General features: G+C 70.8%; 25 protein-coding genes. 11 read left to right on the top strand and 14 right to left on the bottom strand.

Going from position 1 to position 26,836, the window contains the following annotated elements; genetic code table 11:
- The first annotated feature begins 1 nt into the window (after position 1).
- The gene (icmF, locus tag BUE42_RS04415) at positions 2-3,292 is read left to right on the top strand and encodes a fused isobutyryl-CoA mutase/GTPase IcmF (protein WP_073463085.1); all 3,291 of its coding nucleotides are present in this window, start codon (positions 2-4) and stop codon (positions 3,290-3,292) included.
- A 9-nt stretch (positions 3,293-3,301) separates the two neighbouring features.
- Here the strand turns inward: icmF and BUE42_RS04410 are convergent, their stop codons facing one another.
- From BUE42_RS04410 to BUE42_RS04395, 4 genes are all read right to left on the bottom strand, one after another.
- Entirely contained in the window at positions 3,302-4,021 is a 720-nt protein-coding gene (locus BUE42_RS04410) for an HNH endonuclease (protein ID WP_073463083.1), read from the bottom strand.
- Positions 4,021-5,412: an AAA family ATPase gene (locus tag BUE42_RS04405; protein ID WP_073463081.1), complete on the bottom strand. Its 1,392-nt coding sequence runs from the start codon at positions 5,410-5,412 to the stop codon at positions 4,021-4,023. The genes BUE42_RS04410 and BUE42_RS04405 overlap by 1 nt, the downstream gene beginning before the upstream one ends.
- Before the next feature lie 107 nt (positions 5,413-5,519).
- Positions 5,520-5,879, bottom strand: coding sequence for a cupredoxin domain-containing protein (locus tag BUE42_RS04400; protein WP_073463079.1), 360 nt, complete (start codon positions 5,877-5,879; stop codon positions 5,520-5,522).
- Entirely contained in the window at positions 5,876-6,766 is an 891-nt protein-coding gene (locus tag BUE42_RS04395) for a metallophosphoesterase family protein (RefSeq protein ID WP_073463077.1), read from the bottom strand. Before BUE42_RS04395 ends, BUE42_RS04400 begins: the two co-directional genes overlap by 4 nt.
- Before the next feature lie 111 nt (positions 6,767-6,877).
- Between BUE42_RS04395 and BUE42_RS04390 the strand changes: the two genes are divergently transcribed.
- The 3 genes from BUE42_RS04390 to BUE42_RS04380 are packed head-to-tail and all read left to right on the top strand — an operon-like array spanning position 6,878 to position 10,094.
- Positions 6,878-7,468 carry a sigma-70 family RNA polymerase sigma factor gene (locus BUE42_RS04390; RefSeq protein ID WP_073463075.1) on the top strand — a complete coding sequence of 197 codons (591 nt, stop codon included), beginning with the start codon at positions 6,878-6,880 and terminating at the stop codon, positions 7,466-7,468.
- Positions 7,465-8,214 (top strand): anti-sigma factor family protein, encoded by a 750-nt coding sequence (locus tag BUE42_RS04385; RefSeq protein WP_073463073.1) that lies wholly within the window; start codon positions 7,465-7,467, stop codon positions 8,212-8,214. The genes BUE42_RS04390 and BUE42_RS04385 overlap by 4 nt, the downstream gene beginning before the upstream one ends.
- A 56-nt stretch (positions 8,215-8,270) precedes the next feature.
- Positions 8,271-10,094 (top strand): diguanylate cyclase, encoded by a 1,824-nt coding sequence (locus BUE42_RS04380; RefSeq protein WP_073463071.1) that lies wholly within the window; start codon positions 8,271-8,273, stop codon positions 10,092-10,094.
- 4 nt (positions 10,095-10,098) lie between these two features.
- Here BUE42_RS04380 and BUE42_RS04375 read toward each other — a convergent pair whose 3' ends face one another.
- On the bottom strand, positions 10,099-11,466 hold the full coding sequence (locus BUE42_RS04375) for a M28 family metallopeptidase (protein ID WP_073463402.1): 1,368 nt from the start codon (positions 11,464-11,466) through the stop codon (positions 10,099-10,101).
- A 147-nt stretch (positions 11,467-11,613) separates the two neighbouring features.
- On the opposite strand from BUE42_RS04375, the gene BUE42_RS04370 reads away from it, so the two are divergent.
- Positions 11,614-12,549, top strand: a complete 936-nt coding sequence (locus BUE42_RS04370) for a pyridoxamine 5'-phosphate oxidase family protein (protein ID WP_073463069.1) — start codon at positions 11,614-11,616, stop codon at positions 12,547-12,549.
- 3 nt (positions 12,550-12,552) lie between these two features.
- On the opposite strand, the gene BUE42_RS04365 is transcribed toward BUE42_RS04370, so the two are convergent.
- Both BUE42_RS04365 and BUE42_RS32910 read right to left on the bottom strand, forming a co-directional pair.
- Positions 12,553-13,719, bottom strand: a complete 1,167-nt coding sequence (locus tag BUE42_RS04365) for a hypothetical protein (protein WP_073463067.1) — start codon at positions 13,717-13,719, stop codon at positions 12,553-12,555.
- On the bottom strand, positions 13,716-13,922 hold the full coding sequence (locus tag BUE42_RS32910) for a hypothetical protein (RefSeq protein ID WP_073463065.1): 207 nt from the start codon (positions 13,920-13,922) through the stop codon (positions 13,716-13,718). The genes BUE42_RS04365 and BUE42_RS32910 overlap by 4 nt, the downstream gene beginning before the upstream one ends.
- Positions 13,923-13,975: 53 nt before the next feature.
- Here BUE42_RS32910 and sctD point away from each other — a divergent pair, with 53 nt between their 5' ends.
- Genes sctD through BUE42_RS04345 form a run of 3 tightly spaced genes read left to right on the top strand, consistent with a single transcriptional unit; the run spans position 13,976 to position 16,021 of the window.
- Positions 13,976-15,475, top strand: a complete 1,500-nt coding sequence (gene sctD, locus BUE42_RS04355) for a type III secretion system inner membrane ring subunit SctD (protein ID WP_073463064.1) — start codon at positions 13,976-13,978, stop codon at positions 15,473-15,475.
- Position 15,476: 1 nt separating this feature from the next.
- Positions 15,477-15,761, top strand: coding sequence for an EscE/YscE/SsaE family type III secretion system needle protein co-chaperone (locus BUE42_RS04350; RefSeq protein WP_073463062.1), 285 nt, complete (start codon positions 15,477-15,479; stop codon positions 15,759-15,761).
- A gap of 26 nt (positions 15,762-15,787) precedes the next feature.
- On the top strand, positions 15,788-16,021 hold the full coding sequence (locus tag BUE42_RS04345) for a hypothetical protein (protein ID WP_073463060.1): 234 nt from the start codon (positions 15,788-15,790) through the stop codon (positions 16,019-16,021).
- A gap of 15 nt (positions 16,022-16,036) precedes the next feature.
- Here BUE42_RS04345 and BUE42_RS04340 read toward each other — a convergent pair whose 3' ends face one another.
- The 4 genes from BUE42_RS04340 to BUE42_RS04325 all read right to left on the bottom strand — a co-directional run bounded on the left by BUE42_RS04340 (position 16,037) and on the right by BUE42_RS04325 (position 22,699).
- Complete coding sequence (locus BUE42_RS04340) at positions 16,037-18,301, bottom strand: winged helix-turn-helix domain-containing protein (protein ID WP_073463058.1); 2,265 nt, start codon at positions 18,299-18,301, stop codon at positions 16,037-16,039.
- A 14-nt stretch (positions 18,302-18,315) separates the two neighbouring features.
- The gene (locus BUE42_RS04335) at positions 18,316-20,559 is read right to left on the bottom strand and encodes a winged helix-turn-helix domain-containing protein (protein WP_073463056.1); all 2,244 of its coding nucleotides are present in this window, start codon (positions 20,557-20,559) and stop codon (positions 18,316-18,318) included.
- A 120-nt stretch (positions 20,560-20,679) separates the two neighbouring features.
- The gene (locus tag BUE42_RS04330) at positions 20,680-21,486 is read right to left on the bottom strand and encodes a DUF72 domain-containing protein (RefSeq protein WP_369822943.1); all 807 of its coding nucleotides are present in this window, start codon (positions 21,484-21,486) and stop codon (positions 20,680-20,682) included.
- Positions 21,487-21,721: 235 nt separating this feature from the next.
- Positions 21,722-22,699: a GlxA family transcriptional regulator gene (locus BUE42_RS04325; RefSeq protein WP_073463053.1), complete on the bottom strand. Its 978-nt coding sequence runs from the start codon at positions 22,697-22,699 to the stop codon at positions 21,722-21,724.
- Between the two features lie 107 nt (positions 22,700-22,806).
- Between BUE42_RS04325 and BUE42_RS04320 the strand changes: the two genes are divergently transcribed.
- Positions 22,807-23,436 carry a cysteine hydrolase family protein gene (locus BUE42_RS04320; RefSeq protein WP_073463051.1) on the top strand — a complete coding sequence of 210 codons (630 nt, stop codon included), beginning with the start codon at positions 22,807-22,809 and terminating at the stop codon, positions 23,434-23,436.
- Here the strand turns inward: BUE42_RS04320 and BUE42_RS04315 are convergent, their stop codons facing one another.
- The 3 genes from BUE42_RS04315 to BUE42_RS04305 form a co-directional block, all read right to left on the bottom strand.
- Positions 23,437-25,137 (bottom strand): magnesium transporter CorA family protein, encoded by a 1,701-nt coding sequence (locus tag BUE42_RS04315; RefSeq protein WP_073463049.1) that lies wholly within the window; start codon positions 25,135-25,137, stop codon positions 23,437-23,439.
- A 37-nt stretch (positions 25,138-25,174) separates the two neighbouring features.
- Positions 25,175-25,543, bottom strand: coding sequence for a hypothetical protein (locus BUE42_RS04310; protein WP_073463047.1), 369 nt, complete (start codon positions 25,541-25,543; stop codon positions 25,175-25,177).
- A gap of 70 nt (positions 25,544-25,613) precedes the next feature.
- Entirely contained in the window at positions 25,614-26,156 is a 543-nt protein-coding gene (locus BUE42_RS04305) for a glycine zipper 2TM domain-containing protein (protein ID WP_073463045.1), read from the bottom strand.
- Positions 26,157-26,416: 260 nt separating this feature from the next.
- Here BUE42_RS04305 and BUE42_RS04300 point away from each other — a divergent pair, with 260 nt between their 5' ends.
- A complete protein-coding gene (locus BUE42_RS04300; RefSeq protein ID WP_073463043.1) occupies positions 26,417-26,605 on the top strand; it encodes a hypothetical protein in 189 nt (62 codons plus the stop codon).
- A gap of 8 nt (positions 26,606-26,613) precedes the next feature.
- Positions 26,614-26,832, top strand: coding sequence for a hypothetical protein (locus BUE42_RS04295; RefSeq protein ID WP_143171290.1), 219 nt, complete (start codon positions 26,614-26,616; stop codon positions 26,830-26,832).
- Positions 26,833-26,836 lie beyond the last annotated feature (4 nt).

Below are 26,836 nucleotides of genomic sequence, written 5' to 3'. Positions count from 1 at the left end.
CATGACTGATTTGTCCGCCGAGTTCAAGGCGCTGGCCGCCTACCGGCCTGCGCACAAGGTGCGCTTCGTGACCGCCGCGAGCCTGTTCGACGGCCACGACGCGGCGATCAACATCATGCGGCGCATCCTGCAGGGCATGGGCGCCGAGGTGATCCACCTGGGGCACAACCGCTCGGTCGACGAAGTCGTCACCGCGGCGCTGCAGGAAGACGTGCAGGGCATCGCGATCAGCAGCTACCAGGGCGGGCACGTCGAGTACTTCAAGTACATGGTCGACCTGCTGCGCGAGCGGGGCGGCGCACACATCCAGGTGTTCGGCGGCGGTGGCGGCGTGATCGTGCCGAGCGAGATCGCCGAGCTGCAGCAGTACGGCGTGAGCCGCATCTACAGCCCGGAAGACGGCCAGCGCATGGGCCTGCAGGGAATGATCGGCGAGATGGTGATGCGCTGCGACGTCGACCTGTCGCCGCATGCGCCGGCCACGCTGGCAGCGATCCAGGGCCGCGGCGAGCCGCAGCGGCGCGCGCTGGCGCAGCTGATCACCGCGCTCGAGAACGGCGCCGTGTCCGATGCCCTGAAGGCCGAGCTGCACGCCATCGCGAAGCAGAACGCCACACCGGTGCTCGGCATCACCGGCACCGGCGGCGCCGGCAAGAGCTCGCTGACCGACGAGCTGATCCGCCGGCTGCGGCTGGACCAGGGCGATGCGCTGCACGTCGCGGTGATCAGCATCGACCCGTCGCGCCGCAAGAGCGGCGGCGCATTGCTCGGCGACCGGATCCGCATGAACGCGATCGCGCCGTGGCGTGCGGGCCAGCGGGTCTTCATGCGCAGCCTCGCGACCCGCGACTTCGGCAGCGAGATCAGCCAGGCCCTGCCCGACGTGCTGGCCGCGTGCCGCGCCGCCGGCTTCGACCTGGTGATCGTCGAGACCTCGGGCATCGGCCAGGGCGATGCGGCGATCGTGCCGCTGGTCGACGTGCCGATGTACGTGATGACGCCGGAGTTCGGCGCCGCAAGCCAGCTCGAGAAGATCGACATGCTCGACTTCGCCGAGTTCGTCGCGATCAACAAGTTCGACCGCAAGGGCGCCGCCGATGCGCTGCGCGACGTCGCCAAGCAGGTGCAGCGCAACCGCGAGGCCTGGGGCACGCGGCCCGACGAGATGCCGGTGTTCGGCACCATGGCCAGCCGCTTCAACGACGACGGCGTGACCGCGCTGTACCAGGCGCTGCTGCCGCGCCTGGCGGCCCTCGGCATGCCGGTGCGCGAGGGCGTGCTGCCGCCGGCCGCAACGCGCCACAGCACGCACCAGGTGCCGATCGTGCCGGGCGCGCGCGTGCGCTACCTGGCCGAGATCAGCGAGACGGTGCGCGGCTACAAGCAGCAGGCGCGCGCGCAGGCGCGGCTCGCGCGCGAGGTGCAGCAGCTGCGCGGAGCGGCCCGCATGCTGGCGGAAGCGGGCGCCGGCGAATCGCATGCGAACGCCGCGGCCCAGCTCGCCGACCAGCGCGAACAGCAGCTCGATGCCGCCGCACGCAAGCTGCTGGCGCAGTGGCCGCAGCTGCAGGCGGCGTATGCCGGCGACGAGTACGTCGTGAAGATCCGCGACAAGGAGATCCGCACCGCGCTGACGACGCAAAGCTTGTCGGGCACGAAGGTGCGCAAGGTCGCGCTGCCGGGCTACGAGGACCATGGCGAGATCCTGAAGTGGCTGCTGCTCGACAACGTGCCGGGCAGCTTCCCGTACAGCGCCGGCACCTTCGCGTTCAAGCGCGAGGGCGAGGACCCGACGCGCATGTTCGCCGGCGAGGGCGATGCCTTCCGCACCAACCGACGCTTCAAGCTGCTGTCCGAGGGCATGCCGGCGAAGCGGCTGTCGACCGCGTTCGACAGCGTCACGCTGTACGGCAACGACCCGGCGCTGCGGCCCGACATCTACGGCAAGGTCGGCAACTCCGGCGTCAGCATCGCGACGCTGGACGACATGAAGGTGCTGTACGGCGGCTTCGACCTGTGCGACCCGGCCACCAGCGTCAGCATGACGATCAACGGGCCGGCGCCGACGATCCTCGCGATGTTCATGAACACCGCGATCGACCAGCAGCTGGCGCGCTTCGAGGCCGACAACGGCCGCGAGCCGAGCGACGACGAGCTGCACAAGATCCGCGCGTGGGTGCAGCAGAACGTGCGCGGCACGGTGCAGGCCGACATCCTGAAGGAAGACCAGGGGCAGAACACCTGCATCTTCTCGACCGAGTTCAGCCTGAAGGTGATGGGCGACATCGCCGAGTACTTCGTGCACCACCAGGTGCGCAACTTCTATTCGGTGAGCATCAGCGGCTACCACATCGCCGAAGCCGGCGCGAACCCGATCAGCCAGCTCGCGTTCACGCTGAGCAACGGCTTCACCTTCGTCGAGGCGTACCTGGCGCGCGGCATGCACATCGATGATTTCGCGCCGAACCTGAGCTTCTTCTTCAGCAACGGCATGGACCCGGAGTACACCGTGCTCGGCCGCGTCGCGCGGCGCATCTGGGCGGTGGCGATGCGCGAGCGCTACGGCGCCAACGAGCGCAGCCAGAAGCTGAAGTACCACGTGCAGACCTCGGGCCGCTCGCTGCATGCACAGGAGATCCAGTTCAACGACATACGCACCACGCTGCAGGCGCTGATCGCGGTCTACGACAACTGCAACTCGCTGCACACCAATGCGTTCGACGAGGCGATCACGACGCCGACCGAAGACAGCGTGCGCCGCGCGATGGCGATCCAGCTGATCATCAACCGCGAGTGGGGCCTCGCGAAGAACGAGAACCCGAACCAGGGCGCGTTCATCATCGACGAGCTGACCGAGCTGGTCGAAGAGGCGGTGCTGGCCGAGTTCGAGAAGCTCGCCGAGCGCGGCGGCGTGCTCGGCGCGATGGAGACCGGCTACCAGCGCGGCCAGATCCAGGAAGAGAGCATGCACTACGAGATGCTCAAGCACACCGGCGAGTACCCGATCATCGGCGTCAACACCTTCCGCAACCCGCACGGCGACCCGGTGCAGGATCACATCGAGCTGGCGCGCTCCACCGACGACGAGAAGCAGTCGCAGCTCGCGCGGCTCGCGGCCTTCCACGCAACGCATGCCGACGCATCGCCGGCGATGCTGGCGCGGCTTCAACAGGCGGTGATCGCGAACGGCAACGTGTTCGAGGTGCTGATGGACGCGGTGCGCTGCTGCTCGCTCGGGCAGATCACCGCGGCGCTGTTCGAGGTGGGCGGGCAGTACCGGCGGAGCATGTGAGCGGGGCTACTACAGCTTGCCACCTGCATCGAGTCCATCCGCATTCGGATGGGGCCGGTTTGCGGCTGATGACACCGGGTCGAAGCACGCCGATTCCGTGCCGGGGAAGAGTTGGATGAATCCTTGCCTGATCTGTGCCACACCATCGAAGGCCGACATCCAGATGCTGAAGAAGCCGCCCGTCCTTGCCAGTTCCATGATCGCGTCCTGAAGCGCAGGGCTCGGGACCTTGTCCCAATGGAGGCGGAAGCGCTTGGCCAGCAACCATGCTTCGAGGCGTTGGCTGCGTCGGTCCAGCGCAACCAGGTTACCTGCGTCGTCGAGCACTTCCCGCACCTCCTTGTTCAGATCGACAAGGTCCAGGGTGGCCTTCGCTGCCGGAATCAATGCAAGCGGAACCATGGGCGCGATATCGACAATGCCGTCCTGTCGATAGACGAAGGCGGCCATCGTGTTGTCACGGTCCGGAATGAGCCAGTCCGTCAGCTGCGGGTCCTTCGTTCGCTTGATCGAATTGCAGTTCTTGCAGCTGAGCAGGAAGTTGCTCCACAAGCGCTCTTTCGCGAGATGCGCATCCTTCGGCTGGATGTGCTCGACTTCCAGCAGGTTCTCCCTGCGCTCGCAGTAGCTGCAGTAACGCCCGATTCGCGCTGCAAGACCGGCACGCGCCTGTCCGTACGGAGACCCATCGGCGTACAAGTACGCGCCGCCCTTTCGCAGCACTCGCATCACTGCCCCAGCTTGACGATGCGCTCTGCTTCCAGAACAGCTTGGAAGGCGGGGTTGTCGGCGAAGGGCGCCAAACGTTGCGCCAGCTTCTCCTTGTACGATTCCAGGCGCTCGGCAGGACTGCGACCGGCCTCGTCCAACTCGGCAAGATAGCTCTTCGCTGCCTGCAGCATCTCCATGTATCGGGGGCTCGCCTGCGGATCCGTGACACCCATGATGCCGGCCGCAATCGCCTCGATACCGAGGTTGTCCACCTTGTCGGTTGCCACACCGTCCAACACCAGCAATTCGTCGCCGGACCTCAGCGACTGGATGAGAAACGGCGAATGCGTCGTGCAGACGAACTGCAGCCTCGGAAAGGTCCGCCGCAGGTCCTCGATGATCCGCCGTTGCCAGATCGGATGCAGATGCAAGTCGAGTTCGTCGACAAGAACGATGCCGGGCGTGTGCTCCAGTGCCTCGCCCGCCAGCTGCGGGTTGAGCATCACCGCCTTGATGGCCAGATCCGCTGAGATGGCGAGGACGTTGCGATAGCCGTCGCTCAACTCGTCGAACGTGTGCTTCTTGCCATTGCGATGATTGAACATCAGCGTGTTCGCCGCAACGTCGAAGCGCACGGACTCTGCCTCCGGCACCATCTGTTCGATGGTGCGGAAGACCAGCGCAAGCGCCGGCGAGGGCTCATCGCGGTCGATCTCGGTGCGACGCTCGAAACCCATCCAGCGAATGAGATCGCCTGGATTGCAGCGCTTGTCGACCGACATCCGATAGCCGTAGAACGGCTCGGCGAGGCGCCTGGAATCCGCCAGCAATCGATCCAGCTCATCGGCGTGCGCCGCCAGCTCCGTCGGTTGTTTGCCACGGTGCTTGCTCAGTGTCTTGCTGCTGGAGTCGCGCACGGGGTCCCAAAGCCGACCGGCACCGAAATAGCGAATCAGTGGAAGCAAAGGCTGCTTCCGAGCCATCACTCTTTGCGCCAGAGATTCCGCTACTTTCTTCAACCCTGCTGCGCCCGACCGCGTCGTGCTGCCACCCGCTCGCTCGACGGAGCGACTCCAGGCGATGGCCGTGTCGTCGTGACTGAGCCTCTCCGCATCCTCCGCAGTCCGAACTATTCCGCTGGCATCGATCCGAACGGGGTACTGCGGCACCTCGCGATAGCGCGAGCCCACGATCTCATGCTCGACCCGAACATCGCTCTTGTGGATGTTCCGTGAGTCGTGGCCCCCGAACCCCAGCAGCCATGAACCCATGGCGATCGCCGCTGCTTCCAGGAACGACGTCTTGCCAGCACCGTTCTCGCCGACGACCAGGTTGAACTGCGGATGCAGTCGAAACTCGCGGTCTTCATAGCAGCGAAAATTTCGCAATCGCAGGGTCTCAAGCCGCATGGCAGGGCCTCGTGTTCAGACGTTGGGGCGCAGTGGTACAGCAGCCGAGGACTTTAACGGAGTGCGACAGCAACCCCACGCCTGCTGCATGACCCAGACATCTGGACTCACGGCTCTGCAGCAACCACGATCACCCCGTCCATCCCCTCGTGCCCCGAGCCGCAGAACACGTCGCAGCTGAACGCGAACTGCCCTGCCTTGCGCGGCGTGAACGCCAGCCGCGTCGGCTGCCCCGGCACGATGTCGGCGCGCAGCCCGAGCTCCGGCGCGCTGAAGCCCATCAGCACCTCGGGCGCGCTGAGTTCGAGCACGACCGGCTCGCCGCCCTGCACGCGGATCTCGTCCGGCACGAACACGAACTTCTTCGCGACGACCGGGATCACGCGTGGCGCCGCACCGCGCACCCAGGCCGGCAGCGCGAGCACCGCCGTCATCGCGAACAGCTGCCGCCTCGATGGCGGCTTCATGCCTTCACCACCGGCAGCTCGGTGATCTGCCACGCCGCCCGCTCGCGCTCCACCTCGCGAAAGCCCAGCCCGCGGTACGGCTGCGCCGGGTCCCACGCGAGCGGCGTGCGCCGCGGCTGCGAGCCCGGCGCGGGCAACGGGAAGATCAGTGACTTCGCCGAGTGGTGCGCGATGTGCCCGGTCGTCGCGTGGTGCTCCTGGTGGATGTGGCCGTAGAACACCGTCACGTTCGGGTGCGGCATCAGCAGCTCGATCACCTGCGCGCCGTCGCGCGTCGCCCAGTCCCAGGCCGGCGCCAGGTCGAACAGCGGGCGGTGCGTGAAGACGACGATCGGCGCGTCGACCGGCCGGCGCTTCAGGTCGTCGGCCAGCCACGCGCGCTGCGCATCGCCGACGCTCGCGCCCGGGTCCGACACGTTGTCCAGCACGATGAAGTGCACGCCGCGGTGGTCGAACGCATAGCTCGTCGGCCCGAAGAACTCGCGGTAGGCCTCGCCGCGGTCGAGCGCCGCGTCGTGCTCGCCGGGCATGAAGTGCACGACCGGCACCTCCAGCGTGCCGGCGAGCTCGCGGAATTCGCGCAGCCGCCGGCGCCGCTCGGCCGGGTCGTCGGTGGTGTGGGTCAGGTCGCCGGTGAAGACGACGAAGTCCGGGCCACCACCGGCGCCACCGTCAACCAGCGCATTCACCGCGGCGATCGCCTTCGGCAGCGTGCCGCGCGCATCCGGGTTCGGCGCGCCCTCGAAGCCCCAGTGCGTGTCCGACAACTGCACGAAGTAGAAGTCGTCGGCCAAGGGGCGCCCGGCCGTGCCGGCGCAGCCGGACGCGAACACCACGCCGCCCAGACCGGCGAGGCGAAGAAAATCCCTGCGATTCGATGAGGCCATGAGCCCTCCTGCTGGTGGATGGAACACCCCTGCCCTACCGACCTGGGCCGGCCGAAATTCCTCGCCGAGCGAATCACTCGACATCGGGAATAAAACCGGCCGCAGACCGGTATGCCCTCGGTGGACGACGATGACACCCGCCAACGCTTCGAGCGCTTCGCGCTGCCGCACCTCGATGCGGCCTACAACCTCGCGCGCTGGCTGACGCGCAACGACCACGACGCGCAGGACGTCGTGCAGGAGGCCTGCCTGCGCGCGATGCACTACTTCGCGTCGTTCCGCGGCGAGCAGGCGCGGCCGTGGCTGCTGACCGTCGTGCGCCACAGCTGCTACGCCTGGCTGCGCGAGAACCGGCCGGCCGAGCTGGTGCATGTCGGCGACGGCGACGCGATGCCCGAGGCCGCCGCGCCGTCGGCCGACGAGCCGCTGGAGACCGCACTGCGCAACGCCGACCGCGTGCGGCTGAACCAGGCCATCGCCGCGTTGCCGATCGACTTCCGGGAGGTGCTGGTGCTGCGCGAACTCGAAGACCTGTCGTACCGCGACATCGCCCGCATCGCCGACATTCCGATCGGCACCGTGATGTCGCGGCTGTCGCGCGCCCGCGCGTTGCTGCGCGAGGCCTTGCAGCCGGCCGCGCGGCCACGCACCGCCGTGCTGCGGCCGGTGCCGCGGGCGGCGCGCGGGGGAGATGGCGCATGAGCCGCTTCGATGCCACGCCTCAGGCACTGAACGCCTTCATCGACGGCGAGCTCGACCTCGCCACGCAGCTGGAGGCCGAGGCGCTCGTCGAGCGCGATGCCGCGCTGCGGCAGCACACCGAGCAGCTGCGCGAGCTGAGCCGCGCGGTGCGCCTGCAAGCCGACTACCACGCCGCGCCGGCCGCGCTGCGCGCGCACCTGGGCCGTCGGCCGCACCAGCCGCGCTGGCTGCCGTCGTTCACCTGGCGGATCGCCGGTGCCGGCGCGCTGTGCTCGCTGGTCCTGGCCTGGGGGCTGCAGATGGCGCTGGCCCCGAGCGCGAGCGACCTGCTGCTGAACGAGGCCGTCGCCAGCCACGTGCGCGCGACCCTCGCGCAGCGCAGCATCGACGTCGCGTCGACCGACCAGCACACCGTCAAGCCGTGGCTGTCGGCGCGGCTGGACTTCTCGCCGCCGGTGCAACACCCGGTCGCGGCCGGCGCGGTGCTGCAGGGCGGCCGCATCGACTACCTCGGCGGCCGGCCGGTCGCGGTGCTGGTCTACCAGCTGCGGGCGCACCAGATCGACGTCTTCATCTGGCCGTCGCGCGAGCGTCCGGCCATCGACACGCCGGCCGCGCGGCGCGGCTTCCAGACCGCTGCGGCCGGGTTCGACGGCATGGCCTGGCTCGCCGTCAGCGACGTCAATGCCGAGGACCTCGCCCGCGTGCTGCAGGCGCTGACGGCCGGCGACGGCGCCCCGCGCTGACGATCCGCCAGGGTGGGGATGCCGGCTGTCACCGAAAACGATGACAATCCGGTGCCATGAAAGCGCCGCCCATCCGACGATCGACGTCCACCGCGCTGGCCACCGCGCGCCGCGCGTGGCGGCTGCTGTACAGCGACTCGCGCCGGTGCATCGCGCTGGCCGACCAGGCGCTCGAGCGCAGCCTCGCGCACGGCGACCAGGCCGCCGAGGGCTGGGCCCGGCTGGTGCGCGGGCTGCACCTGATCTGGTATTCGACCCCGCTCGAAGCCGCCGGCGAGCTGGCCGAGGCCGACCGCTGCTTCGACGCCACGCAAGACCGCGCCGGCCACCTGCTGGCCGAGGTCGGCATCGCGCGCTGCCTGTGGCGCGAGGGCAAGTACCGCGAATCGCTGGCGCGCGCGCTGCCGTTGCGCGCTGAGGGCCTCGCGGTGCTGAAGCACGACGAGCTCGGCCTGCTGCTGAACGTGATCGCCGGCTGCTACGCGTCGCTCGGTCAGTCGGAACAGGCCTTCGCGTACATGTTCCAGGCGCTGAACGAGTCGCGCCCGGCGCGCGGCAACGGCTTCGAGGTGGTGCTGTACTGCAACCTCGCGCACGAGCTGATCCAGCTCGGCGACTACCACCAGGCGCTCAGCTACGTCGAGGAGGGCATCGCCCGCTACGCGCGGCTCGACAACCCGCGGCTGCTCAGCGTGCTGCTGATCAACCGGGTGATCTGCCTGACCAACCTCGAGCGGGCCGCCGATGCGCTGGGCGATGTCGAGCGGCTGCTCGCGCTGCCGACCGATGCGAGCGGGCGCGGCAGCACCAACCCGAACTTCGAGACGATGGCGATCGCCGCGCTGCGCGCCGGCAACACCGCGCTCGGCGCCGAGCTGATCGAGCGCGCGTCGCAGGACAGGACCGGCATCAAGCTGCCCGACGAGCGCATCACGCTGGTCGTCGCCACCGCCGAGGTGATGGCCGCGCGCGACCTGCTGCCGCAGGCTGCCGCGCTGCTCGCACAGGCCCAGCCGGCGGTGCTGAACACCGCGGCCGAGGGCCTGAGCCTGCGCGTGCGCTGCCTGTTCCACCAGGCGATGGCCGACACCCACGAGCGGCTCGGCCATGCGGCGCAGTCGCTGGCCTCGCTGCGCCTGTGGCAGGCGCTGCACGTCGAGCGCGCGCAGCTGGCCTCGCGGGCGCGCTACCAGGCCGCCTCGCTGCAGACCGAGCTGCGCCGGCTGCAGCAGAACCTCGACGAGATCGAAGCGCGGCGGCGCAGCACCGAGCGCGCGAAGGCCGAGCTGGAGGCCATCAACCAGCAGCTGTCGCAGAAGATCGACGAGGTCGAGGCGCTGCAGGCCGAGTTGCGCCAGCAGGCCACGCGCGACTTCCTGACCGGGCTGTTCAACCGCCGCCACCTGAACGACGTGCTGCCGCAGATGCTGGCGCTCGCGCAGCGCGAGCAGCAGCCGCTGGCGGTCGCGATCATCGACCTGGACCATTTCAAGTCGGTGAACGACCGGCACGGCCACGTCGCCGGCGACAAGCTGCTGGCGGCGTTCGGCGCGCTGCTGATCGCGCACGGGCGGCGCAGCGACATCGCGTTCCGCTTCGGCGGCGAGGAGTTCTGCCTGCTGATGCCGCGCACCGACGCAGCGGCGGCGCAGCGCAAGGTCGAGGCGCTGCTGAGTGCGTGGCGCGACGAGGTGTTCCAGTTCGACACCGGCACGCTGCGCAGCAACACCTTCTCGGCCGGCGTCGCCGATTCGCTCGCCGAGCTGGCGGCGATGGAGCAGCTGCTGAAGATCGCCGACGACCGGCTGCTCGAGGCCAAGCGCGGCGGGCGCAACCAGGTACTGGCAGCGGACCTGCGGGCTGATACGGTCGAGGCCTGATCCGTCAGAACGCGCCCGGATCCCCCGGAAACACCACCGGCGATTCATACCCATCGGCCGACACCGCCGACACCCCGAAGAACCAGTCGTCGATCACGACATTCTTCAGCACCAGCTGCGTCGCATCGCCCGCGACGAAGCGGCTGTGCTGCCACTGCGGCGCGGTCGTCTCGCGCCACCACACGCGCCAGCCCGACACCCCCGCCTGCGCCTGCCACTTGACGGTGGTGTCCGGCGTCACCGCCCCGGCGATCGACACGCCCTTCGGCGGCATCGGCGCATTCGCCATCGCGGCCAGCGTCACCGCGTTCAGCCGCGTCACCTGCGCGAGGTACGGAAAATCGACCCCGTCGATCGTGTCGCCGTACGCGATGCCGCCCTCGGTGCGCAGGTCCTGGTGCTGGCGCGTGTAGTCCTCGTGCGCCTCGGTCACGCGCACCGCCGGGATGCCTGCATCGAGGAACGGCACCTGGTCGCCGCCGCGGCCGTAGCGGTCGGTGCGGTAGACCATCTGCACGCGCAGGTTGGTCAGGTAGCGCTCCGACAGCGTCGCCATGAATCGTGCGATGTTGCGCGACGGCGAATCGACCTCGCCACCGTTGTAGCGGCGCTTGCCCGCCTGCGCCGGCGTCTCGACCGCCTTGGTGCCTTCGGAGAACACGCGCAGCGTGCCGTTGTCGTGCACGCCGTCCTGGCCGTGGCTGTTGCCGACGATGTCGTTGTTCAGGTCGGCCTGCACCTGCCAGCCTTCGACCTTGGCATGGTCGACCAGCACCTTGCCGCCGTACAGGCCCTGCTCCTCGCCCGACAGCGCGGCATAGACGAGGGTCGCGCGGAACTTGTATTTCGACAGCACGCGCGCCGCTTCCATCAGCGCGGCGACGCCCGAGGCATCGTCGTTCGCGCCGGGCGCGTCGCTGGTCACGTCCATCACGTCGCTGACGCGCGAATCGAGGTGCCCGGTGATCACGATCACCCGCTGCGGATCGCCGGTGCCGCGCTGCACCGCGACGATGTCCATCACCTCGGTCGGCTGCGGCAGGCGCGGGCCGGTGAAGGTCTGCGACGGCGTCGCGACCTGAAGGCAGCCGCCGCAGTCGCGCGAGATCGCGGTGAAGCGCGACTGCACCCAGCGGCGGGCGGCACCGATGCCGCGCGTCGGCGACGTGGTGTCCGACGCGGTGTGGCGCGTGCCGAACCCGACCAGGCGGGTGATGGTGCTGCGCAGCTCGTCGGCGCTGACGGCGGCGGCGATCTCGCGCAAGGCCGGCTGATCGGGAAACGGTGCAGGAGAGGGAGCCGGGTCGGGCGCCGCCTGCGCGGCCCCCGCGATCGAACACAAGGCCAGCAGGCTCAGGCGAATCAGCTTCATCGTGGAATCCATGTCAGGGGGAGTGATCGATCCAGCCGCGCATTCTCGCCATTCCGCGCGCCGGAAGGGTCCCTTGCGCGCCGGACGGATTCCGTTGAGCGCCGCGACGGCCTATCGTTCGGAACTCGACCCCGACGGACCCGTACCATGAACGACACCCCTCTCTTCCACGCCGGCGAGCTGGCGGTACAGCAACGCGCCGGCACGCGCGCGCTGGTCGACGGCTTCGCGCCACGCATGCTGCGCGACGCGATGCCGCTGCAGCACCAGCAGTTCTTCGCGCAGCTGCCGACGCTGTTCGTCGGCAGCCTGGACGCGCTGCGCCGGCCCTGGGCCTCGGTGCTGGCGGGCGCGCCCGGTTTCATCGACGCCCAGGACGCCCGGCACCTGCGCATCCGCGCGCCGCGCGATGCGGCCGATCCGCTGTCGCAGCACCTGGCGGTGGGCGATCCGATCGGCCTGCTCGGCCTGGAGCCGCACACCCGGCGCCGCAACCGGCTGAACGGCACCGTGACGCAGCTGGACGCGCAGCGCATCGACGTGGAGGTCGACCAGAGCTTCGGCAACTGCCCGCAGTACATCCAAGGGCGCGCGCCGCGGCGCGTGGACGCCGCCGCGTTGCCGGGCCGTCCGGAAGGCACGCTGCTGAGCGCCGAGGCGGCCGCGCTGGTGCGGGGCGCCGACACGCTGTTCATCGCATCGGCGTCGCCGCATGCGCGCGGCCATGCCGGTGCCGATGGCGTGGACGTCTCGCATCGCGGCGGGCGGCCGGGCTTCGTGCGGGTCGACACCGTCGACGGGCGCAGCGTGCTGACGGTGCCCGACTACCGCGGCAACCGCCTCTTCAACACGCTGGGCAACATCGCCGCGCACCCGCACGCCGGGCTGCTGTTCATCGACTACGAACGCGGCGACCTGCTGCAGCTCACCGGCGATGCCGAACTGGTGTGGGACGCTGCCGAGCTGCCGGCCTTCGAGGGCGCGCAGCGGCTGCTGCGGCTGCGTGTCGAGGCTGGCGTGTGGCGCCCGGGTGCGCTGCCGCTGCGCTGGTCGCCCGCGCAGCTGGCACCGCAGCTGGCCTAGACCCTAGCCGACGCCGTTCGCGACGACGCCCCGAAACGTCAGCTGGGCCAGCCGCTCATCGAGGGCCTGCTGCGCCGCCAGGAGCGCATCGCTCCCTTCAGGCGCATCCTCTTCGCTGGACGCTTCGCCGGGCACTTCGAGCCGCTCCTGGCCCTCAGCCTCGATGGGAGCTTCGGCGCGCGGTCGCACTGCCGGCGGCCGCACCGGCAGCGAGGCCACTTCCCGCGCGCCCGCGTCGAAGGCCATCGCTGCGTCGTCGGGGCCCGCCGGGGCGGCCCGCGGTGCCATCTGCGGTGGCCGCGACTCATGTGGTTGCGGCTGCGGTTGCCGCGTCGGTGTCGGTGCGACCGGCTGCGATGCCGTGCTCGTTGCAGGCAGGCTCGTCATCTGCCGGGCTTGCCCGGCGTCGCCGGCGGGCACCTGACGTTCCGGCACCGGGAGCTCAAGACGCCGCCCGGAGGGCAGCGGCAGCGACACCGCCGGCAACGCCGCCATCTCGCGCGCACCCGCGGCGAAGGTGAGCGCCACCTCGTTCGCCATCGGGTCAGCCGGCATCGGCTCCTGCGCCCGCAGTTCGGGCCGGACAGCGTCATCGCCCTCAACCGCCGGCCAGGTTTCAGGGTCCTCATGACGAGGCAATTCGTCCGGCGGCAACGCCGGCCGCGAACTCGGCGGTGCCGCCTCGCGCAGGCCCGCTTCGAAGGCCGCCATCGCTGCGTTCGACCGCGTGTGCGAATCGGTCGGCGTCCGCGGTGGCGGGCCCGGCAAGGGCAGCGGCGCCGGCGCAAGCTCGCGCGGCACGGACTCTCCGGCATCGTCGTCGGGCGGCTGTCGCGGCTCGGCCGGGGGTTCGGCGCGCGTCGTTGTCGACGGCCCCGCCGGCGCCGGCTCGGGCTCGGCCGTCCGAGGCGCGATCTGCCAGGTCTCGCCGGCAATGGCCTGGCGCAACGATGACAGCAAGCTCGCTTCCGGCGCAGGCCCCGCTTGCGCCGACGCCAGCGGAGCCGGCCACGGCACCCTGCAGGGCTCGATCTCCGGAACCGGGTCGTGCTCGCCCCCACGATCCACCACCGGCTCTCCGCCCGAAACACGGTAGCGCTGCACTTGCGCGGCCCGCTGCGCGGCATGGATTTCGGCGACGCGCCGGCGTCCGTCCGACGATTCGCTCATGTCTCGCCCCCTTCGCATGCGGCCAGGTCCGGATCCGGCTCGAAATCGATCGGCTGGTCCTCGCGCCGGTTGTGGTCGATCAGCACCGCCAGGGCATCGACCTCCACGCCCGGCGCCTTCAGCGCCATGTAGTGCAGGCCTTCCTTGTCGCTCGGCCGGCGCACCGGAATGCGGCGGAAACCGATGCGCCGCAGCGCGCGCACCGACCTCGTGTTGTCGACATAGTCAACATCCAGCCGCTCGCGCGGGTCGAGATATGAGCGAGACCACGTTGCCGGCAGGTCCGGTCGAACCCGGCTCCGCCCCGGCTTCGGAGCATTCGCACGAACTGCGCGTGCTGCTGGGCGCGCAGGCCGGCAGCCGGCTGCCGCTGCGCGACGGCGAGTACACGCTCGGCAGCAGCGACGACGGCTCGATCATCCTGGTCGGCCCGCGCATCGCCCCGCTGCACGCCACGCTGCTGATCGACGCCGGCACGGTGCAGGTGCGCCCGGAGGCGGGCCGCGTGCTCGATGCCCAGGGGCGCGAGCTGGGCCAGGCCGTGCCGCTGGCGTCCGGCATGCCGATCGAACTCGACGGCGTGTGGATCACCGTCGACAGTGCCGACGCGCAGTGGCCCGATGTGCGCGACCTCGCTGCCGTTGCCACCGTGGCGACGACCGACGCGATCGAGGCCGGGCCCGGCGCGCCGGGTGCCGGCGAAACAAGCACGCCGGATGCGGCCGAGGCCGCCGCCGGCCCGTCCATCGCGGGCACGCGGCGCCCGCGCATTCCGCGGCGAGCCGTCATGGCGCTGATCGCCGCGGCACTGCTGTCGTCGATCATCGGCGGCGCGGCCGCGTGGTGGCATGACGGCGCCACCGTCACCGAGGTCACCGAGGTCGCCGCGGCGGCCTCGGCACCAGCCTCTGCGGCCAGCGCCGCCTCGGAACCGGCCGAAGCCGCATCGGCGGCATCGGCCGTGCCCCCGGGGCCGCCGGCGGTCCTCGCCGAGCTGCTGCAGCGGCTCGCGCTGGACGACGTGCTCACGCTCGCGCAGCAGCCTGATGGCGCCTGGCGCATCGCAGGCTACGTGCCCACCGCGGCCGTGAAGGCCGGGCTGGTGAAGGCGCTGAAGGAATTGAAGGACTTGCACGCGGAGATGCCCGAACCGCAACTGCAGGTGCATGCGCAGGACGACCTGATCGTCGCCGCGCAGGAAGCGCTGATCGCCGCGGACATTCCTGCCGGCCTGCACTTCGCGCCGGCATCGGTCGGCGGCACGCTGAAGCTCGTCGGCGGCGCGCGCAACGACGCGGTGGCCGATGCCGCCGCGCTGACGGCCATCCGGCGCGTGCCGGGCCTGCACCAGCTCGAATCCGAGGTGCTGCTGCCCGAGGCGTTGCTGGCGCGCCTGAAGGACGAGATCACCACGGCGGGCCTGAACCGCCGCATCACGTTCACCCGCGAAATTCCCGAGGTCGTGCTCAACGGCAAGCTGGTCGGCGACGAGCTGGCCCGGTGGCAGGCGCTGTACCAGAAGTTCCGCGCCGACTGGGGCGACGCGCTGCCGCTGCAGGCCAACGTCGACGGCACCCCACCGGTGCTGCCCTTCGTCGTGCAGGCGGTGGTCGGCGGCCCGTCCCCCTACCTGGTCACCGAAGACGGCACGCGCGTGATCCGCGGCGGGCGCATCGCCGGACGCACGCTGACGGCGATCCAGAACGGCGAACTGGTGTTCGAAGGCGGAGAACGCGTGCGCTACACGAGGCAATGAGATGACCCCCCGCAAACCCTACACCTACACGACCGAGCTGGAAGAGCAGCTGGGCCGCGACGACAGCGGCGCGCTGCGCGCGTCGCTGTACGCCCGGCTGACCACGCTGCAGACCTCGCTGAGATCGCAGCTGCGGCGCCTGCACCCGCTCGATCACTACCGCCAGCTGGAGGCCGCATCGCGGGCCACCGATGCGGCGCTAGAGATCCTGCGCATCGTCCACGTTCCCCGTCCGGACGGCAGCCTTGCCGGTCCCTTGCCCCACCTCGCGCCGCGGCGCGATTGATCCTTGTTTGTTCAAAGGAGAACGACTTGTCAGAGAACACCATCACCACCTTCACCGACGGCAACAGAGCCATCGTCGACGCGGCCGTGGAGGACATCAACACCGCGACCACCTCGCTGTCTGCCGGCGACGTGGGCCCGTCCGGCATGTTCCTCCTGATGGCGGCGACGAGCAAATTCACGATGATCGTCGAAGCCTCCTCCTCGATTCAGAAGTCCTTCGGCGAGGCCTGCGTCTCGCCTGCGCGGAAGATCGCCTGACGCGTGGCAGGCGGCCTACGCCGCCTGCCACAGCAGTTGGGGGAGGTCCTCCCACGCGACGACAGGCCGGTCGCCGGCGGGCGGCCGTGCGCCGTCGGCATCGACCATCGCCTGCTGCAACCGGGCCGCCACACGTCGACCCGCCGGGCACTGCTCGGTCCAGGCGTGCAACGAGGCGACCCGCGCGGCCGCGTGCGCGACGCGTCCTGCTTCCAGATCGATCCATGCCGCGGCGAGGCCCGCCATCGCATGCGCCTGTGACGATGCCCTGCGCGCGAGCAAGGCCTCCAGCCGCTGCAACGCGATCCCGGGATCGGCCTGCAGCACGTGCTCGCAGCAGGCCATCGCGAGTTCCAGCCAAGGCACGAGGCGGGCATCGAGGCAGGCCGTGCCCGAGGCGATCAAGGGCAGGCACAGCGCCTGCACCTCGTCGAAGCGGCGAGCCGCCAGCAGCACCTGCAGGCGGTCTTGCACGCAGACCGCTGCCAGCACCGGATGCCGCCGGCTGGCTTGCCGCGCCTGCGCGATGCACGCCAGCGCTTCATCGTGGCGACCCGCCAGGCTCAGCAGCACCGCGCGGCAACGCGATTCGCGTGCCACCCGCATGGCCACCGACCGGTCGTCCGCCAGGTCGTCCAGCGTCGACAGCAGCTCGCGCAAGGCCTGCGTCTCGCGCCGCGCCTGCAATGCCCCCGCCAGTGCGATGGCAGCCTGCCCCTGGACCGGCTGGGCGCCGCTCAAGCGGGCACAGCGCAGCGCCTCGACGCCGAGGGCCTGGGCCTCACTCAGCAGGCCCATCTGCAGGCGGGCGTGAGACAGGCCCAGCAGCGGCGCTGCACGTGCCGACTCGTGCAAGGTCTGCGCGGCGGCCAGGCCCAGCGCATGGTGCCTCAGCGCGGCCACCCCGTCCTCGTCGGCCGCCGCGGCGTGGCCGAGCGCGACGCAGGCATCGCGCAACAGGATGCGATTGCCGCAGACTTCCACCCGGCGGATCGTCTGCGCCAGCATCGCGCGCGCCACCCCGGCCTGGGCCTCGGTCGTCTGGCGGGCGCACGCCACGGCGGCACGCAACTGCAGTTCAAGCGGCAGTTCAAGCGGCAGTTCGAACGACCGCGGGCCCGCGGCGAGCGCTGCCGCCGCGCGCGACACCTCCAGGGCCTGCACCGCCTGGCCGAGTTGCTCCAGGTGCAGCGCCTGCAGCAACAGGACCTCGACCCGCAAGCGCGAGTCGCCATGCCGGGCCGCACGCGCCTCGATCCGCTGCAGCGCCTGCGACGCGTGCGGCCGGCCGAGCAGCAGCGCAATGCGCGCCTGTTCGAGATCGACGACGGGTGCGTCCGCGCCGGCATCGCACAGCATGTCGAGCAAGTGCTCGGCTTCCAGCAGGCTCTCGTCGCTGCCACGCCGCAGCACGCGCTGCCAGGCTTCATTCAGGAACGCATCGCCGAGGTCGAGGTCGGCTCCGATCGGCATGTGCGCGTCGTCCGGCGGGTCCAGCCAACGGGCCACCAGTCCGGCGGCAACCTGCGCCACCTCGGCTGCGCCGTCGGCGAGCACGATGCCCTGCTGCAACACGGCACCGTCACCATGCAGGGTCAGGTGCAACACGCAGCTGCCCTGTTGCTGGCCGAGGCGGGCTTCGAGCACCGTCTGCGCGCCGAGCGACTGCGCGATCGCGCGGGCGCACCGCGGCGTGTCGGCGCGCAACGCAGGGGGCAGCGCCGCCCATGCCATGAGGGCTTGCCGAACCGCCACCCCACCTTCGACGTGCAGCTGCTCCAGGCAGGTGCCGAGCAACGAGGCCATGCCCAACTCGACCCAGGCCAGCTGCGGGTCGGCACTGCGGTTGTCCACCGGCAGCACCGCAACACGCACGGCCGCGGGTGGCGATGCCGCGTCATCGCACGCCCGCGTGCTGGCCAATGGCTTCCCGGCCAGCGCCAGCACCGGTGCGGCGAAGCGATAACCGGCGCGCGGCACCGTCCGGATCGAGCCCTGCTGCGGATCGGCATCGCCCAATGCGGTGCGCAACGACATCATGATGCGTGCCACGGCACCCTCGGTGACCTCGCGCTGCGGCCAGCATTGCGCCAGCAGTTCGGCTCGCGGGACGGTGCGAGGGTGGTGGCGCACGAGATACCGCAACACCTCGAATGCACGGGTCGACAGATGCACAGGCAAGCCGGCGCGGGTCAGCACGCGCTGCGCCGCGTCAAGCTCGAAATCGCCGAAGCGCCACGAACCGGGCTCGCGGGGCACCTGCAGTTCGTCGTTCGGCATGGCGTCGAGAGGGTCTACCGCAGGACCTGGAGGGCCACTGCACGCCGCACGCCCGACTTGGCGTGGACGGCAGGCAACGGGCGCGCAGGTCGCAGTTCGAGCAGGCTGGGCAGCCAGCGTGCGTCGTCGTCGTCGCGCAGCATCATCCGGGCCGCGTCAACGGTCGCCTGCCAGGCGGATTGCACGCACAGCGCAGGCGCATGGCCGCTCGCCAGGGCCGCCTGCATGAAGGGCGCCGCCTCGCCCAGCAGGATTCGCGCATCGGCCGGATCTCCCGACTTCAGGTGAAGCCAGACGGCATCCAGCAAAGCCTCGGTGCGCGCCATCGACGGCCCCTGCTGGCGCAGGCTGTCACGCAGCAGCGCGAGCGCGGACCGGTCGGAACCCTCGGCCGCAGCGACCAGCGCGCGCAGGTGCAGGCTCGAGCCGAGCATCGCGCGCTGCAGCCGGCCGGCGGCGCGGGCGCGCAGGTCGTCGCACAGCTCGAGCGCCTCGTCGAGCAGGCCGAGCCGCACCAGGATGCGGATGCGCAGCACCGCCACGTGGTAGCCGAAGCTGGGGCTGTGCTCCATGCCGTGCTCGGCCCGGTCGAGCGCCGCGCCCGCCTGCCGCAGCTGGCCCCGGCGCCCGAGCGCGAAGGCCTCTGCCAGCGCGATCGCCGCCGGCACGGCGCCGGCACGCCGCATGCGGGCCAGCAGCGCGTCGGCGGCATCGGGCGTGGCGTGCTTCACGCTGCACACGCCGCACAGCGCGACCGCCACCGGATTGCCGGAGCGTTCGGCATGGTCGAGCGCGCGCAGGTAGTGCGCGGCGGCGTCGGCCGTGCGGCCGAGGTCGAGCAGGCAATGGCCGATGTGCGCGAGCCCGTGGGCGGATGCCGCGTTCAGGCCGTGCTGCTCGTTCAAGCGCGCCGCCGCCTCGAAACTGCCCAGCGCCCCGGCGACCCCGGCCCGGTACAGCGCAAGCCGCCCGCGCACGCCGAGCAGGTGCGCCATCGCGACCGGGTTGCCGAGCCGCAGCGACAGCTGCTCGGCACGATCGAGCATCCACGACGCCATGGCCGACTTGTCGAGGCAGGTGAGCGTCTGCGCGCTGGACAGCAGCAACTGCAACTCGGCGTCGGCGTCGCCCGCGGATTCGGCCCTGCGCAGGCCGTCGCCCAGCAGCCGTTCGGCTTCGGCGAAATCGCCGCGACGGTGGTGGCAGGTCGCGAGCAGGTGCAGTGCCCGCAGTTCACGGGCTGCGTGGCCGGCCTCCCGTGCGTCGGACAGCGCGGCCTGCAGCAGGGCCGGTGCACGCGGGTCGTGCTGGCCGGCGAGGCAGCACGCGTGGTCGAGTTGCAGCTCGGGATCGTGCGGCAGCAGGTCGAGCGCGACGCGCAGCAGCCGTGCCGCGCTGCCCCAGCGCTCTTCGTGGAGTGCCTTCAGGCCCCGCGCCTGCGCCGCCGCGGCGAAGCGCGCATCGGCCGACAGCGGCAGGGGCGGCTCGCCAGCCGACCGCGCCTGCGGGAGCGCCGCGCCGATGCGCCGGGCCAGCTGCCGCGACAGCAGCACCGGATCCGGTCCGTCCAGCACACCGCCCGGCCCCGTCGACGAGGCCCCGACCGTGGCGAAGCGCAGCGTGAATGCGCCGGGGCGCGCCGCGCACGACAGGCTGGCCTGCACCACGTCGACCGGTCCGAGCGCGCTGGCGAGCTTCGCGGCGATGGCTTCCAGCGGCGCTGCGGCATCGCAGGCGCCGAGGGCGCCCAGCAGGTCGGCCACCGGCACCACGCCGGCCGCGCCGATCGCGTGCGCCAGTTCGTTGACGGTGGTGGCCATCAGGCCCAGGTCGATCCACGCATGCTGCGGGTGGCCGGTGTCGTCGACGAACGGCAGCACCGCGATCCGACCCGGCGCGGCGGGTGTCTCACCCGCGACCAGCATCGAAGGGGGCGGTACCACCTCCTCGACATCGGCCACGAAGCGGTAGCCGACGCGGCGGATCGTCTTCAGCATCGTCTGCTCGGCCGCCTCATCGCCGATCAGCTTGCGCGCCTTCATCACGGTGCGCGCGATCACGCCGTCGGTGACGACCATGCGGCCCCACACGGCGTCGAGCAGCTCCTGCCTGGTGACCACGCGATGGCGCTGGCGCAGCAGCAGCACCAGCACGTCGAAGACCTTCGGCTCGGTGCGCAGGCTGCGGCCGGCATGGGTCACCTGGCGGGTCGCCGGATCGACCTCGTTCTCGCCGAACCGGAACTGCGGGGTGTTCAAGGAACGCTGCTCGCTGGATGTCAGGGGACACCAGCGAGAGGGATCGTCCATCCGCGCCAGCCCCATCGGGAGTTGTAGCGGGCGATCGTCGAGAAACTGTGGATTTCCGGCGCCGGCGCCTCAGGCGAGTCGTTCGATCAGTGACATTGCACCGGCCGGGGCGCGTTCCTTGGCGCCGTTGATGAAGAAGATGAACACATCGCGCGGGCTGCCGCTCGCGGGCGGGGGATCCTCGACACGCGGCAGGCCGGCGGGCTCGTCACCGGCGGCCCAGCAGCGGGCGCAGCCGGCGATCGCGTCGAGCGCCGCGGGCTCGTAGCCGGTCGGCACCTCGGCGCGGGCCGACATCAACCGGGCGTACAGGAAGTCACCTGTCAGATCGGCGAAGGACGGGTAGTCGGCGGAATGCGTGAACACCGTCGCAACCCGATGGCGGCGGGCCAGCGCGAGGTACTCGGGCGCGCGGAAGCTGTCGTGCCGCACGTCCATCACGTGGCGCAGCGGGCGGCCGTCGACGCTGTCCGGCAGCAGCTTCAGGAAGGCCTCGAAGTCCACCGCATCGAAGCGCTTGGTCGGCGCGAACTGCCAGACCACCGGGCCGAGCTTCGAGCGCAGCTCCGACAGGCCGCTGCCGATGAAGCGCTGGATCGAGTCGCCGGCTTCGGCCAGCACGCGCCGGTTGGTGCAGAAGCGCGAGGCCTTCAGCGAGAACATGAAGCCGTCCGGCGTCTCGTCGTGCCACTTCGCGAAGGTGGCCGGCTTCATCGTGCTGTAGTAGGTGCCGTTGACCTCGATCGCGGTCAGCTTGCGGCTCGCGTACTCGAGCTCGCGCGCATGCGGCCAGCCGGCCGGGAAGAAGTTGTCGCGCCAGGGTTCGAAGGTCCAGCCGCCGACGCCGACGCGGATGAGCTTGTTCTCTGTGGCCACCACCGTGCTCCCGAAAAAAAAAGCGGAAGCGCGATGATGGCCGCAAATGCGCGCCGGCGCCAGCGCTGCACGCCGTGCGAGGGTGAGCAGGGAGCGAGGGCGAGCGATCATGGTCGGCTCCTGTGGGTGAACTGCGCTCCATCGTCCACGTGCCCTCCCGGATCGCGAATCGGCTGCGAGGAAAACCGCAGGTCGGCCACCGACCAGCAGGCGTGTGGTCGTTGCCCGACACCCTTCAAGCCGCGCGGAACGCCTTGCGGTACTGCGACGGCGAGATCGCGAGCCGGGCCGCGAACAGCTGGCGCAGCGACAGCGCCGAACCGAAGCCCGCCTCCATCGCCACCGCCTCGATCGGCTTCGTGCTGGTCTCCAGCAGCCGCTGCGCGCGCGCGAGCCGCTGGTTCTGCAGCCACTGCAGCACCGTCGTGCCGGTGGCCTGGCGGAAGTGCCGCGTGAAGCTGCGCCGGCTCATCGCCGCGCGCGCAGCCAGCGCGTCGAGGCTGTGGGCCTCGTCGAGCCGCGCGAGCGCCCAGCCCATCACGGCGGCCAGCCGCTCGTCGGCACCGCTGCGCGGCATCGGCTGCTCGACGTACTGCGCCTGCCCGCCCTGCCGGTGCGGCGCGACCACCATGCGCCGCGCGACGTGCGCCGCGACCTCGGCGCCGGCGAGGCCGCGCAGCACGTGCAGGCAGCAGTCGATGCCGGCCGCGGTGCCGGCCGAGGTCAGCACATCGCCATCGTCGACATAGAGCACGTCGGCCTTCAGGTCGACCTGCGGGAAGCGGCGCGCGAACTCGCCCGCCAGGTGCCAGTGGGTGGTCGCGGGCCGGCCGTCGAGCAGGCCGGCCTCGGCCAGCACGAAGGCGCCGACGCACAGGCCGACGACGCGCGCGCCGCGGGCATGGGCACGGCGCAACGCCTGCAGCAGCGCCGGCGGCACCGGCTCGGCGGCGTCGCGCCACGACGGGACGATCACCGTGTGCGCCTGCGCCAGCGCGGCCAGCCGGTGCGTCGCGCCGATCGTGAAGCCGGCCGTGGTGCGCAGCGGGCCGGGCTCGCTCGCGCAAACCTGCAGCCGGAACGGCGGCACGCCGGGGCCGGCCATGTCGGGGCCGAACACCATGCAGGGCACCGACAGGTGGAAGGGGCTGATGCCGTCGAACGCGACGACGGCGACGCGGTGGATCGGCTCGGAGGCGGTTTTTGTCGGCATGGCCCGATCCTATCGAAAGTGGTGTTTCGGGCCACTGTCGCTTCGCGCGTCGGCGCGGAAGAATGCATGCCATCGACGGCACGGTGCCGTCGCCCGCAGGAGCTTCCATGACCACCCCCCACCCGCCCCGTCGTGCCCTCGTCGTGATCGACGTCCAGAACGAATACGTCACCGGCAAGCTGCGCATCGAGCACCCGCCGGTGTCGCAAAGCCTCGTGCAGATCGGCCGCGCGATGGACGCGGCGCGCGCGGCCGGCATCCCGGTGGTCGTCGTGCAGCACAGCGAGGCCGCGGATGCACTGCTGTTCGCGACAGGCTCCGACAGCTGGGCGCTGCACGAGGTGGTCGCGAGCCGGCCGCGCGACCACCTGATCGAGAAGCACTGGCCGAGCGTCTTCACCGACACCGGTTTCGCGCAGTGGCTGGCGCAGCGCGGCATCGACACGCTGAGCATCGCCGGCTACATGACGCACAACTGCAACGCGTCGACGGTGTTCGAGGCGACGCACCGCGGCTTCGCGGTGGAGCTGCTGTCGGACGCGAGCGGCGCGCTGCCCTATGCGAACGCGGCCGGCCGGGCCAGCGCCGAAGAGATCCACCGGGTGTTCAGCGTCGTGTTCCACAGCCGCTTTGCCGCGGTGACCGGCACCGGCGACTGGATCGGTGCGGTGCAGGCCGGCCGGGCGATCGCGCGCGACAACATCCCGGCGTCGAACGCCCGCGCGCTCGCCGGCTGATCAGTCGACCGGCCGCCGCCACACCGCGAGCAGCGCCTTGAACTTGGTCCAGGTCGACAGCCGCTCGTCGGACAGCGCGTCGAGAAAATCCGACAGGCCCTTCGACTTGGCCATCGTGTAGAACGTCAACACCGTCGTCGCGACGAACACGATGCCGAACAGCCACAGCTTGCGCGAGGCCGGCGCATCGGCCTCGGACAGCAGGTTCATGCCGAGGAAGCCGGTCGTCACGGTGCCGACCAGCCCGAGGATGGTGACCACCGTCAGCCGCACCACGGTGTTGGCTTGGCGGCGCAGGCTGTCGGCATCGAGGTAGCCGTTCATGTCGGCGATGCGCTCCTTGACCTCGGCATAGAGGGCGTCGAGGTCCAGGTGCGTCGAGCACATCTGGAACAGCGCGCGCACCTGCGCCTGGTCGGACACCGAATGGAACCAGTAGCGGTGCGTGAAGCGCAGGAAGGATTCGAAGCTCGCGCGGATCGCCCGCTTGAAGCGCCGCACGCTGGCGGGCTGGCCGATGTCGAGCTGCTTCAGCGCCTCGACCAGCGTGTCGGAGAACATCAGCAGCGCCGCCTTCTGGAAGTGCGCGATCAGGAACAGCAGGAAATGCTGGTGGCGGAACTGCGCCAGCACGCCGCGGTCGCGGCAGTTGTAGAACGTGGAGCGCGCATCGCCGACGACGATCAGCGCGTGCCCGCTGCACAGGTAGCGGGTGCGCGGCGCCATGCCGGCATCGATCCAGAAGCGGTCGTAGCAGAAACGCTGTTCGAAGTCGGCGGCGCGGCCCTGCAGCGTCGATTCGAGGTAGGGCAACGCGGTCTCGGCCTCGTTGCCACCGATCACCAGGCCGAGCCGGATGAAATCCCCGCGCGTCAGCCGCGCCGGCTCGTCGACCGCGATGAAGCCCATCACCGGCATGCGGTGGTACTCGATCTGGCGGTAGCGCAGCAGGCCGGGCTCGCCCGAGTGGTCGCTGACCAGCGGCTGCAGCATGAAGGCCCAGTGCGATGCGATGCGCGGCGCGCGGTGCTCGGCCACGTGCGCGAGGAAGGCCCCGCGCTCGCCGGAGTCGGAGCGCGCGAGCACCTGGCCGTCGGCGCCCAGCCATTCGACGCCGTGCATGCCGTGCAGCGGCGAGCCCTCGGCATCCCAGCCGGCCGGGTAGCCGCGGCCGAAGCGGTACAGCAGGTCCTGCGCCTGCGCGAGGCTCAGGTCGCTGATGCCGACCTCGAGGTTCAGCATCACGATGTCGAGGTCGTAGAAGAAGTACAGGTCGGCGTGCACGACCTCGAGCGTCAGCGGCGCATCGCCGGGGCGCGACACCACGCGCACCGCCTTCACGTCGTGGCGGCGGAACACGCGCATCGGCGAGGCGCCGTCGCTCTTCGTTCCATCGCGCCTTGCGCGACCCTCGCCGTACAGGAAGCGCTGCACATAGGGCAGGAAGCTGACGAACTCGTTGTAGTGGCGCTCGTGAAAGCGGGTCGCGTCGCCGGTGTACTCGTCGACCTCTTCGCGCCATGGCGAATCGGGCAGGTCGCGCAACAGTTCCCACGGCTTGGCGTGGTGCGCCGCGGAGCCTTCGGGCGGGACCAGCCGCAGCGGCCACAGCAGGATCTGGCGCAGGTGGCGCACCGGCTGCGATGCAGCGGTGCCGGCTTCGGCGGCGGTGGCGACGGCTTCGACTTCAGAACTGCCCATGGACGCCTCGTCGAGTCAGCTTGTCGTTGTCATCGGGTCAGCGCAGGACCTGCACCGCCAGCACACCGACGGCCAGCAGCAGCACGGCACATGCGCCCATCAACAGCTTGCTGCGCAGGCGGAGCACCTCGACGGCGTCGACGACCTTCGCATGCTGCTCGGCCAGCGATTCGACCAGCGCGGCCGCGGCCTGCTGCTGCTCGCCCAGCCGGGCCAGCGCGGCTTCGAGCTGCTCGATGCGTTGTGCGGGGGACTGGGCCGCATCGCTGGCCGATGCCGGCGCCGCGACCGGTTCGGCCTGCGTGCGGCTGAACACCTTGCGTGCGCCCTTCACGAGGCCGGGCGCGGCCTCGATCACGTCACCCCAGGGGATGACCTTGAGCGCGCTGATCCAGCTGATGGCCACGGCGGACTCCTGAAGGCCGCGCCGCGGCGGCCGTCACGCAGTGTAAGCAGGTCGGCGCGGGGATGCCCGCTCAGGCGCGGCGGACCTGGTTGCCGTCGACGCGCACCCGGTCGCCGACCTGCAGGCCGGTGCTGCCGGTCTGCTCGAACGTGCGTTGCTCGCCGTTGTCGAGCGTCACGTGCACGCGGTAGCCGACCACCTTCTCGGAGCGGTTCTTCTCGATCTTGTTGCCGACGACCGCGCCGCCGACGGCACCGGCCACCGTGGCGACGTCGCGCCCGGTGCCGTTGCCGATCTGGTGGCCCAGCACGCCGCCAAGCACGCCGCCGGCGACCGCGCCGACGCCGCTCGCCTTCGGGGTCGCGGTGATCGGCTCGATGCTGCTGACCTGGCCGAGGCGGTCGCTGCGCACGGGTGCAGGGGCCGGTGCGGCGGCGCGATAGGTCGGTGCCGGCGCTGGCACGGCCTGCACCGGCGCCGGGGCAGGTGTGGTCGCAGGGGCAGGGGCAGCCGCCACCGGTTCGCCGTTCTGCGGGCCGCAGGCGGTGACGATCATCGCGGCGCACAGTGCCGTCGCAATGACGCTCGGGGTGTACCAGTTCTTCGTGTTCATGCTGCTTCCTTTCGGTGCCGGCACAGGCCGGTGGATGCGGAAGGATGGTCGCGCCGACGCAGCGCGCACGCTGTCGCCGCCGGCCGCGTCGCGGCGCAGGAGGCCGGCGCCATCGGCTGTAGGGCAACGCCCACCGCGATGCTGTAGGCACGCTCCTACGCCGATTCGCAGCCTTCGCCGATGGCAAGCGCGTCGACCGCACGCGACGATGCTTGCCATGCTCCCCACCCCGCGGGGGCTTCCGTCGAGGAGCAGTGACGATGGCAAGCGATGCTGATTGGCTGGAGGATGTGCGACGTTGGGCCCTGGGCGAAGTGCCGCCGCATGCGTCGCCGTGCGACAGCGCCGAGTTGCTGCCCCCCGCGTTGCCGGACGACCTCGGCTACGAAGCCGCGCACCCGGCGCTGCAGGCCCGCCACTGGCCTGATGCCCTGCCGTTCAAATCATGAGCGCGACCATGCTCTGGCAGCGCCTGCCGGCCGCCTGGCGGACCGAGAACGCGCTGATCATGGCCGCGCTGGCCTTGTCGATGGTGTTCCTGCTCGCGTTCTGCGGCGTCGTCTCGGGGGTGGTGCGCAGTGCCGAGGAACGGCATGGGCAGCCCTTCGGGCAAGCGTCCGGGCAGACGCCCGAGCAGGCCGCGCGGGCCACTGACCCGGCCGACTCCCCGAGCTAGACCG

Origin of the sequence: Rhizobacter sp. OV335, from assembly GCF_900142965.1 — a bacterium.
GTDB lineage: Bacteria > Pseudomonadota > Gammaproteobacteria > Burkholderiales > Burkholderiaceae_C > Rhizobacter.
This window is presented reverse-complemented; position numbering and strand designations above follow the sequence as displayed.